The following is a 13,761-nucleotide window of genomic DNA, read 5'->3' on the forward strand; positions in this document are numbered from 1 at the left end:
TTCGTACCATCTCGCCTGCACCACCTCAGGTCGGCGCTCCAGTGCTGGACCCGCCTGCCGGTGGCATGATACCGGCCGCGCCATGGATCGGCGTCAGCGTGTTTTGAATCTCGTCCGGCCGCAGGGCCGAACCGGCGTCGAGCTCGGGCCCCTCTCGCGCCCGATCCTCCTCAAAAGCGACGGCAACGTCCTCTATGCCGATCACCTCTCGACCGAGGGGCTGCGCCACCAGTACCGCGACCACCCGACCCTCGGCCCCGCCGGTATCGAGGGGATCGTTCCCGTCGATGTCGTTCTCGGCGAAGGCGGGCTGCCGCGGGCGCTCGGTTCGCGCGGTCCGGTCGATTACATCGTCGCCTCGCACGTCGTCGAGCACGTTCCCGACTGCATCGGCTGGCTGCGGGAATGCGGCGACGCCTTGAACGAGGGCGGCGTGTTCTGCCTGATGGTGCCGGACAAGCGCTTCACCTTCGACCATTTCCGCACGCCGAGTAGCGTCGGCGCTCTCGTCGCAGCCCATCTGCTGCGGCTGCGCACGCCACCGCCTGAGGCCGTCTACGAACATTTCGCGAGAGCAAGCGAGATCGACGTGCTCGCCACTTGGGGCGGCAAGCCGGCACCGGACAAGCCGATCGTCGGTGGCCCGCCGGCAGCTCTCGACGCCACAGCGACCGCCATCGCGAGCGGGCTCCACATCGACGTCCACTGCACGGTGTTCACGCCGTACAGCTTCGCCCGCGCCCTCTCGGAACTCTTCGCCCTCGACCTGCTCCCGTTCGAATGCGCGGCCTTGGAGCCGACCTGTCCGGGCGAGACCGAGTTCTTCGTTCTTCTGCGCAAGCGCAGCGGGCTCACCGCCGCAGAGCGCGCCGCCACGGTGCCTCGCCTGGACCCGAGCCGGCACGACGCCCTGCCGCCGCCCGCGGGTTGGCCGAAGCGAACCCGCGCGGCAGCTCGCCGATGGGTCAGGAGCCTCCGCCGAAAGAGGTCCTGACCGATCGAAACGGGCGACGCTGGGCATGGCGGTCCCGTGCGTTCGCGCGATGCGGGGCCGATCAGACCAGCATCTTGCCCTCGGCCGAGATGACGTCGCCGATCTCCACCCCGGTCTCACCGAGATAGTCGGACAGCAGCATCTCGTTGTGCGCCTTGCCCGACGGGATCATCGGGAAGCAGTTCTCCTTCTTGTCGACGATGCAGTCGAAGATCACCGGACCGTCATAGTCCAGCATCTCTTGGATCGCCGCGTCGAGCTCACCGGGCTTCTCGCAGCGGATGCCCTTGGCGCCGTAGGCCTCGGCCAGCTTCACGAAGTCCGGCAGGCTCTCCGAGTAGCTCTGCGAGTAGCGGGAGCCGTGCAGCAGCTCCTGCCACTGGCGCACCATGCCCATATACTCGTTGTTCAGGATGAAGATCTTGACCGGCAGCCGGTACTGCACCGCCGTCGACATCTCCTGCATGTTCATCAGGATCGAGGCTTCGCCCGCGATGTCGATGACGAGGCCGTCCGGGTTGGCGAGCTGCGTGCCGATCGCCGCCGGCAGGCCGTAGCCCATCGTGCCGAGGCCGCCCGAGGTCATCCAGCGGTTCGGCTCATCGAACTTGAAGTATTGCGCCGCCCACATCTGGTGCTGGCCGACCTCGGTCGTGACGAAGGTCTTGCGATCCTTGCACGCCTCGTAGAGCCGCTGCACCGCGTATTGCGGCTTGATGATCGTGCCCGACGGCCAGTAGGCGAGGCAGTCGCGCGATTTCCAGCGGCTGATCTTGTTGAACCAGTCCTCCATCCGATCCTTGTCGGGCTGCTTCGGCAGCGCGCGCCACTGGGCGAGCATCTCCTCCAGCACCGCGGCGCAATCGCCGAGGATGCCGACATCGACCTTCACGACCTTGTTGATCGAGGAGGCGTCGACATCGACGTGGATCTTCTTCGAGAATGGCGAGAACGCATCGAGGCGGCCGGTGATGCGGTCGTCGAAGCGCGCGCCGATGTTGATCATCACGTCGCAATCATGCATCGCGAGGTTGGCCTCGTAGGTGCCGTGCATGCCCAGCATTCCGAGGAACTTGTCGTCGGAGGCCGGAAAGGCCCCGAGCCCCATCAGCGTGGACGTGACGGGGAAGCCGGTCTCGGCGACCAGTTCCCGCAGCAGGCGCGAGGCTTCCGGGCCGGAATTGATGACGCCACCGCCGGTGTAGAAGACCGGGCGACGCGCACCCGCCATCAGCTCGACCGCCGCGCGGATCTTTTCGGGATCGCCCTTCACCGGCGGGTTGTAGGTCTTGTGGCCATCCTGCGCCGGGCGGGAATAGACGCCGCTCGCGAACTGGATGTCCTTCGGCAGATCGATGACGACCGGGCCGGGACGCCCGTGGCTCGCGACGTAGAACGCCTCGTGCAGGATGCGCGGCAGATCCTCGATCGATTTGACGAGGTAATTGTGCTTCGTGCAGTGCCGGGTGATGCCGACCGTGTCGCATTCCTGGAACGCATCGGAGCCGATGAGGTGCGTCGGGACCTGACCCGTCACGGCGACGAGCGGGATCGAGTCCAGCATCGCGTCGGTGAGGCCGGTAACGATGTTGGTGGCACCGGGGCCCGACGTGACGAGGACGACGCCGACCTTGCCCGACGAGCGCGCATAGCCCTCGGCCGCATGGACCGCACCCTGCTCGTGGCGCACCAGCACGTGCTTGATCTTGGTCTCGTCGAAAAGCGCGTCGTAGATCGGCAGCACCGCGCCGCCCGGATAGCCGAACAGGGTATCCACGCCCTGATCTTGGAACGCCCGGATGACCATCTGGGCCCCGGTCATGACCTCGCCGCTCATCGATTCCTCCATCAATCCGTTCTTCGTGTTCCGATCCGCATGCCGGCCCGCTGGATTACGCGCAATAAAAAAGGGCCCCGAGGGACCCTGCATGCGCCACCGACCGGGCCTGTCGGGCTTGAGATCAAGCCCGCCCCGTCTGTGGCGCTTCCACTACGATAAGAACCGTGCGCATCGTCGATCCGTTCGCCGCTGACCCGCCGGCTTTCGGCGAGTGACCTGCAACTGACATTCTGCAAGTGAGGGGCGCGGAGTAAGCGATACGCACACTCCCGTCAATCCGCACCTCCCGTAATTGCGGCGGCAAAGCTTGTATTTAATGAGCACCCTGCCGTCGCACCGCGTCGGGACGCCTGAACGGTCTCGCGGATATGCGCCACGTCAGCGGCGAGAGGCTCCGATTGCCGCGACAATTCGGATGCCGGGGCGGGCACTGGCGCAGCAGCCCCAGTCTCTTCGGATGCCTGAGCCACGCCAGCGATGTTCGACCTTACGGTGCCGGTGCCGGACGTGGCCCGGACGGCGTTGCGCATGATCTCATGCGTCGCGGCGCCCCGCTCGCCCAAAGCCGCTGCATCGGCGGCGCGGGCATGCATCACGGCGCAAGTCTCAAGCAGCCGGTTGCTGCCGACCACAAGGGTGGAGACCCGTACGGACAGGCGGCGGAGCAGGGCAACCCAGGCAGCGGGTTGCAGTCGAACAACAGTGGGGTGAGCGGACGGTTTGCAACATGATGGCGCCCTCGGCTTCAGCGCACGACATAGTAGATCGAGGCAGGATCTTGAGATGTATACCTGCATGAACATTCTTTTCGATGAAAATTAATGGATGATAGCCATAGAATTCATCATAAGCATACTATTTATATTATTATTTACGCGTTAATTCGATGAAATTACTCGTCATCATGTTCCACAGAAGGTGCGATATCCAAGTCCGCCACCTTCCGGAGGCTCGGCATATTGCGCGAAATCCGGCTGATCGTTGTAGGGACGCGTCAGAACCATCAACAGCGTCTCGAACGGTGCGAAATCTTGCCGTTCGACCGCGGCCTCGATCATCTCCTCGACACGGTGGTTGCGTAGAATGAAAGCTGGATTGACCGCCATCATCATCTGACGCCGAGCAGCGGGATCGCCAGCTTCGTCCTTGAGCCGCCTGCGCCAACCTTCGGCCCAACGATCGTAGGCGGTCGGATCGATGAAGAGGCTCCGAACCGATTCGACAGCTGCCGGATCCGGTTCGCCATCAGGTCCCGGCGCGGCTTCGCCGAGGCGCCGGAAGGTGAGGGTGAAATCGGCCTCGTTCTCGGCCATGGCTTTCAGCAGATCGCCCGCAAGTGCGGGATCGCCGTCGCGCATCGTGGCGAGGCCGAGCTTTCGGTTCAATCCGCCGTGATAGGCAGCCTCGAACTGACCTGCGAAGCCGGTCAGCGCGGCTTCGGCCTCGGCAACGGCCCGCGTCTCATCCTCCGACAGAAGAGGCAGAAGCGCCTCCGCAAGCCGGGTGAGATTCCAAAGGGCGATGCGCGGTTGGTTGCCGTAGGCGTAGCGCCCGTGGCGATCGATGGAGCTGAAGGCGGTTGCCGGGTCGTAGGTGTCGAGAAAAGCGCAGGGACCATAATCGATAGTCTCACCGGCAACCGACATGTTGTCGGTGTTCATCACGCCGTGAATGAAGCCGACAGCGAGCCAACGCGCGATCAGCTCGGCCTGACGGCGGATCACGCCATCGAGCAGGGCGCGGTAGGGATTGTCGGACTGCGCCGCCTCGGGATCGTGGCGCGCAATCACGTGGTCGGCGAGCGCACGCAGACCTTCGACGTCCCCGCGGGCGGCGAAAAACTGGAACGACCCGACCCGGATATGGCTCGACGCGACCCGCGTCAGCACCGCGCCCGGCAGCACCGTCTCACGGATCACCCGCTCGCCGGTGCTCACGGCCGCGAGCGCGCGGGTGGTCGGAATGCCGAGGGCGTGCATCGCCTCGCTGACGAGATACTCGCGCAGTACCGGCCCGAGGGCGGCGCGTCCGTCGCCCCGGCGGGAAAAGGGGGTCGGGCCGGATCCCTTCAGTTGGATGTCGCGGCGCCCGCTTCGGCCGACGACCTCGCCCAGCAGGATCGCACGCCCATCGCCGAGCTGCGGTACGAATTGCCCGAACTGATGCCCGGCATAGGCCGCCGCCAGCGGCTCCGCGCCCTCCGGAACTTGCCGTCCGGCCAGGACCTCGACGCCCTCCGGGCTTTCGAGACGGTCAGGATCGAGGCCGAGTTCCAGGGCAAGCGCCCGGTTCAGCCGTACCAGCCGGGGCGCCTCGACCGCGGTCGGCGCAACCCGGCCGAAGAAGCGGTCGGGCAAGCGTGCGTAGCTGTTGTCGAAGGGGAAAAGGGCGGTCATCGGCAGTACCGGTGCGAAAGCGGCTCGGTGCGAGACACGGACAGAGCAAAGGGAGCGGCCGGGCGCAAGCGCCCTCGCGCTGGAAGTCGCGAGGGTTGCTGCGTCCGGCACGACGAGACGGCTTGGTTGCCGATCAGAGCCGACCGGTCACGGGATCGTGGCGCTGCCTTTCGTCGGTGGTCAGGCGGCCCTCTGGTTCACCCGGCTGTCGGCCAGAGCTGTGAGCTTCTGATCGGTCGCCTTCTCCTCGTCGAGCGTCTGCTGGAGCAGGGCCGCGCAATCGTCGCGGCCAAGCCGCTTGGCCCAGGCGACGAGGGTGCCGTAGCGGGCGATCTCGTAATGCTCGACCGCCTGCGCCGCCGCGAGCAGGGCGGCGTCCAGCACCTCCTTGTCGGCGACCTCGCCGGCGGTTTCGTTGGCTTCCTTGATGATCCCGTCGATAGCGGGACAGTTGACCGCCTTCGGCTTGTGGCCGTGCATCTCGAACACCTGTTCGAGGCGTTTGATCTGCCCTTCCGTCTCGTTCAGATGCGTCTCGAAACCCTGGCGAAGCTGCGCGTTCGTCGCCTTCCCGATCATCGTCGGCAAAGCTTTGGTGATCTGGTTCTCGGCGTAATAGACATCCTGCAACGTGTGCACGAAGAGATCGTCCAGCGATTTGATGTCTTTCGTGAACAGACCCATGGCGTCCTCCTGTAACGGTTTGGGGATTCTGCCTGAGCAGACCCCGTCACAAGGGAAGCCCGGCTGCGCCGCAGCGGTTCCGCCACGCGGCCATAGGGTCAAACCTCACCAACGGCTTCGCTTCACGTTTGGGGCAACATCGTTTTCTTTTCCCGTCCCGGCCTCGCCCCTGCGGCGATCGACGGTCGCCGCCGTAGCGGGTCTGGAAGCCGCTTCTATCCGCCCCCCGGCAAGTCCGTTACGAGATCCGCGCGCGGCGTGCGGCCGAGCGATCGGACGGGGGTCACGGAATTGGCGGATGCGCTCACGAGCAAGGTGGCGCGGCGCCTCTTGCCCTTCCTGATGCTGTGCTATTTCTTCGCCTATCTCGACCGAGTGAATGTCGGCTTCGCCGCGCTCACCATGAACCGCGATCTCGGCCTGTCCGCGACGGCCTACGGGTTTGGGGCGGGTCTGTTCTTCCTCGGCTACGTCGCCTTCGAGGTGCCGAGCAATCTGATCCTCGAGCGGGTCGGGGCGCGGCTCTGGATCGCGCGGATCATGGTGACGTGGTCGCTGGTTTCGGCCTCGACCGCGCTCGTCGTCGGCGAGTGGTCGTTCTACCTCGTGCGCGTCGGGCTCGGGCTGGCCGAAGCCGGCTTCTTCCCGGGTATCATCCTCTATCTCACCTACTGGTTTCCTGCCCGACAGCGCGCCGGGATCGTCGGGACCTTCATGATGGCGGTGCCGCTTTCGGCGGCGATCGGTGCGCCGCTATCGGGTCTCGTCATGAGCTTCACGCAAGGCTGGCTCGGGCTCGCGGGCTGGCAGTGGCTCTACCTGTTGGAGGCCGCCCCCAGTCTGCTTCTGGGCATCGCGACCCTGTTCGTGCTGACCGACCGGCCCGAACGCGCCTCCTGGCTGAATGCAGAGGAACGGGCGAGCCTGGTCGCACGGATGGCGGAGGATCGCCGGCTCGGCCCGAACCGGACCGCGCATCTGAGTGCGGCCCTGCTCGACCCGCGGGTGCTCGGCCTCGGGCTGGTCTATTTCGGACTCAGTACCGGACTCTACGCGGTCGGCCTATGGTTGCCGCAGATCGTGAGCGGCTTCGGCTTCACGACGACGGCAACGGGGTTCGTCACCGCTGTGCCCTACATCGTCTCCGCTGCGGGCATGCTGGTCTGGACGCGCCATTCCGACCGCACCGGTGAACGCACCCGACATGTTGCGATCCCGACCGTGGCCGCCGGCCTCGCCCTCTTCGCAGCGAGCCGAGCCAACACACCGCTCCTGACCATCACCGCGCTCAGTGCGGCAGCGCTCGGCGTTTTCGCAGCTTTGCCGACCTTCTGGACATTGCCCACCCGCCTTCTCACGGGCAGCGCCGCCGCAGGCGGCATCGCTCTGATCAACGCGCTGGGAAGCCTCGGCGGGTTTGCGGGACCTGCCCTCATGGGCTGGATCCGAGATGCGACCGGCCGCTTCGACGACGCGTTGGCGGCGGTTGCTGCCGTGCTCGTTCTGGCAGGGCTCTCGGTTCTCCGCCTTGGCCGGGACATCGCGCGGGATCCGGGCGCAAGCGCGGATGTCGGACCGGCGCCAAATCGGCAATGATGCGCTGTGCCCTTGGACCGGCGGGAGAATGACGTGGCTGAGGCTGTGGCAGGCCGCCGGGTGGAAAAGAGAGACGCTGACACCTCTCCCCGTAGGAAAAGCTGAATCACGTCCTGACGGAGGCGCGTGCACGCTGGCGCGAACAGGGTCGAGAACTCCATCTCACGCGAAAGGTCGTCCACACGCGGCCTCGCCTCATCCTGGCAAGCGGCGAGATCACACCTTATCGCATGGTGATAGTGCCGATCCGGCCCACTCCGTCAGAGTGCCGACGGCGACCGCACAATCCGTGAACGGGGCAGAACCGAGGCGGCGAGCGTTTGGTTTGGCGGGCGTGTCAGGCGCACCTTGCGCTGGAGCACGGCATGGAGATCGGCCGGGACCGCGGGAGCGGGAAAGCCGGCTTCGCTCTCTTGCGTCGAGTCCGGCGAGTCCACTGGTTCCCCTGTCACCGCATTCGGGGCAATCACCGGCACCGGCTTACGGTGCGGGACGAGCCGGGTCGCTGCGAAGAAAACGAGACCGACGAGGCCCCAGCCCACCGAAGCGCTTGCTGGCTCACCAGCAAACATCATGACCAGCAAGCCGCCGAGAGCGGCGGCCACGCCCAGGAATCGGAGCTCGGAGGCAGGTGAACCCATGCCTGCGTTTTAGAATGCCGCCGTTGCGAGGGCGTGTACGCGATCCATCGCATTTGACGGGTCGACTTTCGAGCGAGCGCAGGGGGCGTGCATAGGTCCGCTCAATTCGGAGGCCCGTCGCAAGGTTGGAGCAGACGACGCTCGGATGCCTTCCTCCCATGGGAATGAGAGGGGGCGCTCTTCCAAGAGAGGCATTCGTCGCCCGTGAGGAGCGTCGCCACAGAGCGAAGGTCTTCGCGTCGGACGCCAACATGACCGTGGCGTCGTCCGATAAAAGCAATCGGCCTGAAATCACGAAACAGACAGCGCATGCCGACACAGCTTGACAATAGGTGACGGCATGACCTGAATCTCCGTCGCTGCGCTGATCATGTCAGGCCAGCGGCTGGTGGGTCGACACCTTCATCGTTGTCGGCCCACCATTCTCACGCTGCATCTGTGTCCAAACGCGTAAAGACGATCGCGGGCGGATAGTCGTGTGTTTTGACGCGGCCTCGTATTGACGGTCGCATCAAGAGGATCTCCGCATCCGACGGGACGGGCGTGCTGCTTCGAGCGCTCTGGATACTCGGATTGCCGGCCCCATCGATGGCGATCACCCCAGGACGGTAAGCCTTCGAGCGGCGAGCCTATCCTGCCGAGCTCTGCCGGCCGGATCGATCCGTTCGAGATTGTCTTCAAGCAGCGATCCGTCGACGACCGTCGAGACTTTCGGTCTACCCTGAAGGCGACGACTGGCCGGCATAGGACCGCAAGCACTTCACCGAAGGGCTTGAGGGGCCCACACTCGAAGAACGGGGTGGAATCGTTCATAGCCCTATGAGCAGGCGGAGGTCGCGACGCAGATGTGAGACGAGGCCGCGAAGCGACGGCGCCTTCGCGGAAAGATGATGCAACAACGGGAAGCGAGCGGATCCTCCGAAATCTGCCATCCTGGGTGAGCCCCGCGCGTTGACGGACAGGCACGTGTGGGCACGGTCCGCGCCTGGATCGGTTCGTGACAGGGCCAGGATGCAGATCTTGTCTGCCGGGGGGAGAAAAGGCGAAACGGATGCATGGAAGGTTGCCCATGACCGCTTCTGTTTCCGGATCACCGCGCGAGGTGCTGGCAGACCGCCTTTCGAAAGAGATGGCCGAGGCTGAGCGCCAGGGCTTCGGAACATCGACGGTCTGGCTCACGCGCGAAGAGACCGAGCTGATCTGTGCAGCGCTCGAAGCGGCCGCCACGGACGATGGTATGCGCCTCGATTTCCTCGACCGGTGCGCGGCGGCAATGACCGCACGGGACGGATCAGACCGCGGATGGCGGATGTCCATTGACCAGGACCACTTGATGCTCGGCACGACGGTTGACACGCATGGCCTCCCGTCCTGCCGTGACGCCATCGATGAAAGGACGGCCGAGCTGCATCGCGCCCAAGCGATCGCAACTAGAGAAAGGCACCGACAGGAGCCGTTTCCGACGCGCCCCGACAGCCCCCATGACTGTCCGGCCCATCCCTACACGGGCAATGGTAAAGCATAGCGTTGCTGTAATCGCGACTGCTCCTGATGCGATATGTCTCTCTTGTATCATACCGCATCACCATCACCCTCAATAAATATGCAAATTTATTGCGAGCAATACGCTAACTATCGAATTAATCAATCTTGAATTTTTGTCAAATTCCGCTCAATTGAAGATCGATCTTCGAAAATTGAAATAGAACCGCCGCACCCAGGGGCATTCGCTGGTTCAGACAAGGTGGAACACGGTGAAGAAGCGCCTCTTCGTACCCGCGGTCAGGGTGGATGGTGCCCGGTGGGAGTGGCCTTCGCGTTGAACTCTACGACGTAACCGATCTGCCGAGGCCGACCCCACGGGGTCACGTCACCCGCGCGTTGCGCCAGTTCGATGACCGGGGCAAACGAGACCGAGGTGCTTCGGCGTCATTTGTGCATCTCCCGCGAACCGGCTTTCAGGCGGCTCGAAGGAACACGCGCTGTCGAACGGTCCGCCGTGGCGGTCGACACCGTTAGCATTCTCTCAAAAGGTTGATGCACGTCCGCGATGAGACAGGGTGAGACGAACGCCCCGACCGACCGTGTCGGAACGATCTGCCGATCCCTGCGGCGGGCGATCGTGGAGCGGGCTCTGACCCCGGGGGACCGGTTGCCGGAGGACGCGCTCGGCGAGCGGTTCAGCGTCAGCCGGACCATCGCGCGACAGGCGCTCGGCCAACTCGCAAGCGAGGGCTTGGTCGAATTGCGCCGGAACCGCATCGCCGTGGTCGCGAGCCCGAGTTGGGAGGAGGCGCGCGACACCTTCGACGTGCGCATCGGCCTCGAGCGCCTCGTGGTCCAGCGGCTCGCCGGCCATCTGAGCGCCGAGCAGCAGGCCGTGCTCAATGCACATATCGGGGGTGAGGAGCAGGCGAGCGGTGGGCCAGAGGCGGCCTCGATCCGGCTCGCCACCGAGTTTCATCTGCTGCTCGCCGAGATGACCGGAAGTCCGGTTCTGCGCCGCTACGTCGCCGAATTGGGCTATCGCTGCGCGCTGATCCTGTCGCTCTACAGCCGGCCGCACTCGTCGGACTGCGCGGTGAGCGAACACCGGGAGATCGTGGCGGCCCTCGTTTCCGGTGATGCCGGACGCGCGGTCGCCCTGATGGATCACCATCTCGATGCGGTGGCCGAGCGAGCACGCATCCTTGAGGAGCCCAGGCGCGAGCACGACCTCATCCGCCTGCTCGCACCCTACGTCGAGGGGTAATCCGGTGTCGGCGTGATGGTGACGGATACCGGATCACCAAGCCCGCGTGGGCCTTGAGCGAAGCATTAATCCGCGTCGCGAAGCGAACATTCGGATTTTATCGGACGGATCAGGCCGAGTTGCCCTGCCGTTCGAGGAGCCGCTCGGCGCTGTCGTTCCACACCTCCATGGAGACGATTAGCCCGTCCCGCACGGTGAACCGGTCGACGTAGCGGTTGCCCTCGAACACAGTGCCGTCCGGCCATGCGCCGTAGAGCGTGCCGAGGCTGTAGACGGTGGTGACGTTCGCGCCCGGCACCACGTCGAGCCGTTCCATCCGCTTCTTGACCCAGGCGTAGCGGCCGGCGTTGAAGGCCGTCACCTCGCGTGGATGCCGGAACACCCGGCCGCCGGTGAAGACGATGGCGATGCCGGGCGCCATGTAGTGCGCCGCGGTTTCCGGGTCGGGCACCATCGAGGCTTCGAGATAGGCCGTTACCGCCGCCGCATCGCGCGCGGCCCCTGCTTCCTTCGCGTCCATATCGGAATCTCCGTAGTATTCGGCCCTATCCTGACCGGAATCGCGGACTGAGCATGAAGGAGCCGATCCATGCATGCATGCGGAAAGTGTATGCACTTTGCTGGGGCCTTGTGCACACTTTATGGTCGGCATGAGCGTGAATCGAAAAACCTAGGAGAAAACAGGCAGCCGTCGGCTGGCACGGCAGTTGCGGTCGTCAGTCGACCAAATACGGGACCGGATCGCCATGCTTCTTCGCTTCAACGCCGTCCGTTCACTCACGCGGCGCGTCGCCGTCGGCACCCTGCTGGCGGGGTTCGCGAGTCTTACGCCGGTCCGGGCCGCAGAGCCGATCCGGATCGGGCTCGTCACTGCGCTCAGCGGCCAGTCGGCAAAGTCGGGCGAGGCGATCTCCCGCGGGATCGGACTGGCGATCGAAGAGATCAACCGCAACGGCGGCGTCCTCGGTCGGCCGCTCGAACTGGTCGCCCGCGACGACGAGGCCAATCCGTCGAAGGGCGTCCTCGCCGCCCGCGAGCTGATCCAGCGGGCCGGAGTCGTGGCGCTGATCGGCGGCCTCGACACACCGGTCTCGATGGCGATCGTGCCCATCGCCAACCAGATGAAGGTGCCCTTCGTCGGGCCCTGGGCGGCCGGCACCGGCATCACCCGCAACGGCGCGGCCGACAACTACGTGTTCCGGGTCTCGGCGGTCGATGCGCTGGTGGACGAAGCCCTCGTCACCTACGCGGTGAAGACTTACGGCGCCAAGAAACCCGGCGCGATCCTTGTCAACAACGCCTGGGGCGAGTCGAACCAGCAGGGGATCGTCGCGGCGCTGAAGGCCGCGGGTCTCCCCAGCGCCGGCATCGAGAAGTACGAGGCCAACGATATCGACATGGTCCCACAGCTCTCCCGGCTGCGCGAGGCTGGGGCCGACGCGCTGTTCCTCGTCGGCAATGTCGGCCCCTCGGCCCAGGTGGTGAAGTCCCTCGACCGGATGGGCTGGACCGTGCCGGTGATTTCGCACTGGGGGCCGGCGGGCGGGCGCTTCGATGAACTCGCCGGGCCGGGTGCAGCGCGGGTCCACTTCATCCAGACCTTCACCTTCGCCGGCAACGACAGCCCGAAGGCGAAGGCCGTGCTCGATGCCCTGAAGGCGAAGTACCCAGCGATCAAGTCCATGGCCGATGTCACACCCGCCGTCGGCATCGCCAACGCCTACGACGCCACGCACCTGATCGCGCTCGCGATCCGGGCGGCGGGTGCCACCGAGGGGCCGAAGGTCCGCGACGGGTTCTACAAGGTCCCGGCCTATGCCGGCCTGATCAAGACCTACGAAGCGCCCTTCGCCCCGGACCGGCACGACGCCTTGAAGCCGGACGACTACATCTTCGCGAACTTCCGCAACGGCGAGATCGTCGCGGTGTCCAAGTGAGCGGTGTCGGAGCGAGCGGCTTTAGAAGCCCACGCACAGGAAGGCATCCATGCTGACCGGCACCCTCGTCACCGGGCTCGGCCTCGGCAGCATGTACGGGCTGGTAGCGCTCGGCTTCCACATCACCTTCGCGGTCTCCGGCACCGTGAATTTTGCGCAGGGCAGCGCCGTCACCCTCGGGGCGGTGCTGGGTTACACCTTCGGGGTTCAGCTCGGCTGGCCGATGCCGCTGGCGGTTGCGGCAGCTCTGGCCGGCTGCGCGTTCCTCGGCCTCGTCGTCGAGCGCCTGCTGGTTCGCCCCTTCGTGACCCGCGGCTCCGATGCGTGGCTCCTGGCGACAGTGGCCGGCGGCATCATCCTCGACAACGTTCTCTTGTTCACCTTTGGCAAGGAGCCGCGCAGCCTGCCCTCCGCCCTGGTCGCGGCGCCCGTGCAGGTTCTGGGCGCGGGCATCTACCCGCTCCAGCTCCTGATCCCCGTGGTCGGGATCGCGGCGGCGGTGGCGATCCGTGCCGTGTTCCGCGGGACCGAGCTCGGTCGCGTGCTGCTGGCCGTGGCGCAGAATGCGGAAGCCGCGCGGCTGATGGGAATCGACGTCGCCCGCACCGTGGCCTGTGCCTTCGCGCTCTCAGCGGTGCTCGCGGGCGCGGCGGGGCTGCTGATCGCCCCGCTCTTCTCCGTCTCGGCCGAGATGGGCGCGCTTTTCGGGATCAAGGCCTTCGCCGTGGCGATCCTCGGCGGGATCGGCTCGGCCACCGGTGTGGTGCTGGCGGGCCTCCTCTACGGCCTCGTCGAGGCTGGCGTCACGGCCACCCTCGGCTCCGGGGCCACCCAAATCGTCGTCTTCTCGGTCATCATCCTCGCGCTGGCGCTCCGTCCGAACGGCCTCCTCGGCCGCGCCACCGTCAACAAGGTCTGACC

The 13,761-nt window shown here is 65.6% G+C and carries 11 protein-coding genes; 6 read left to right on the forward strand and 5 right to left on the reverse strand.

All coding sequences use genetic code 11. The features are described 5' to 3' along the window. Window positions 1-82 precede the first annotated feature (82 nt). On the forward strand, window positions 83-994 hold the full coding sequence (locus J2W78_RS03900; RefSeq protein ID WP_253368173.1) for a methyltransferase domain-containing protein: 912 nt from the start codon (window positions 83-85) through the stop codon (window positions 992-994). Between the two features lie 61 nt (window positions 995-1,055). Here J2W78_RS03900 and J2W78_RS03905 read toward each other — a convergent pair whose 3' ends face one another. The 3 genes from J2W78_RS03905 to J2W78_RS03920 form a co-directional block, all read right to left on the reverse strand. Next, the gene (locus J2W78_RS03905; RefSeq protein WP_253368175.1) at window positions 1,056-2,831 is read right to left on the reverse strand and encodes an acetolactate synthase 3 large subunit; all 1,776 of its coding nucleotides are present in this window, start codon (window positions 2,829-2,831) and stop codon (window positions 1,056-1,058) included. 905 nt (window positions 2,832-3,736) lie between these two features. After that, entirely contained in the window at window positions 3,737-5,230 is a 1,494-nt protein-coding gene (locus J2W78_RS03915; protein WP_253368177.1) for a protein adenylyltransferase SelO, read from the reverse strand. Between the two features lie 180 nt (window positions 5,231-5,410). Further along, a complete protein-coding gene (locus J2W78_RS03920; protein ID WP_253368179.1) occupies window positions 5,411-5,914 on the reverse strand; it encodes a YciE/YciF ferroxidase family protein in 504 nt (167 codons plus the stop codon). Between the two features lie 291 nt (window positions 5,915-6,205). On the opposite strand from J2W78_RS03920, the gene J2W78_RS03925 reads away from it, so the two are divergent. Further along, window positions 6,206-7,510, forward strand: coding sequence for an MFS transporter (locus J2W78_RS03925; RefSeq protein WP_253373959.1), 1,305 nt, complete (start codon window positions 6,206-6,208; stop codon window positions 7,508-7,510). Between the two features lie 260 nt (window positions 7,511-7,770). Here J2W78_RS03925 and J2W78_RS03930 read toward each other — a convergent pair whose 3' ends face one another. Continuing rightward, on the reverse strand, window positions 7,771-8,115 hold the full coding sequence (locus J2W78_RS03930; protein ID WP_253368181.1) for a hypothetical protein: 345 nt from the start codon (window positions 8,113-8,115) through the stop codon (window positions 7,771-7,773). A 1,105-nt stretch (window positions 8,116-9,220) separates the two neighbouring features. Between J2W78_RS03930 and J2W78_RS03935 the strand changes: the two genes are divergently transcribed. Next, entirely contained in the window at window positions 9,221-9,676 is a 456-nt protein-coding gene (locus J2W78_RS03935) for a hypothetical protein (protein ID WP_253368183.1), read from the forward strand. A 525-nt stretch (window positions 9,677-10,201) separates the two neighbouring features. Beyond that, a complete protein-coding gene (locus tag J2W78_RS03940; RefSeq protein WP_253368185.1) occupies window positions 10,202-10,903 on the forward strand; it encodes a GntR family transcriptional regulator in 702 nt (233 codons plus the stop codon). A gap of 109 nt (window positions 10,904-11,012) precedes the next feature. On the opposite strand, the gene J2W78_RS03945 is transcribed toward J2W78_RS03940, so the two are convergent. Further along, entirely contained in the window at window positions 11,013-11,423 is a 411-nt protein-coding gene (locus J2W78_RS03945) for a nuclear transport factor 2 family protein (RefSeq protein WP_253368187.1), read from the reverse strand. Window positions 11,424-11,649: 226 nt separating this feature from the next. Here J2W78_RS03945 and J2W78_RS03950 point away from each other — a divergent pair, with 226 nt between their 5' ends. Beyond that, entirely contained in the window at window positions 11,650-12,840 is a 1,191-nt protein-coding gene (locus J2W78_RS03950) for an ABC transporter substrate-binding protein (protein ID WP_253368189.1), read from the forward strand. A 49-nt stretch (window positions 12,841-12,889) separates the two neighbouring features. Beyond that, a complete protein-coding gene (locus J2W78_RS03955) occupies window positions 12,890-13,759 on the forward strand; it encodes a branched-chain amino acid ABC transporter permease (RefSeq protein ID WP_253368191.1) in 870 nt (289 codons plus the stop codon). Window positions 13,760-13,761: the final 2 nt, after the last annotated feature.

Origin of the sequence: Methylorubrum extorquens, assembly GCF_024169925.1 — a bacterium.
Lineage (GTDB): Bacteria > Pseudomonadota > Alphaproteobacteria > Rhizobiales > Beijerinckiaceae > Methylobacterium > Methylobacterium extorquens_A.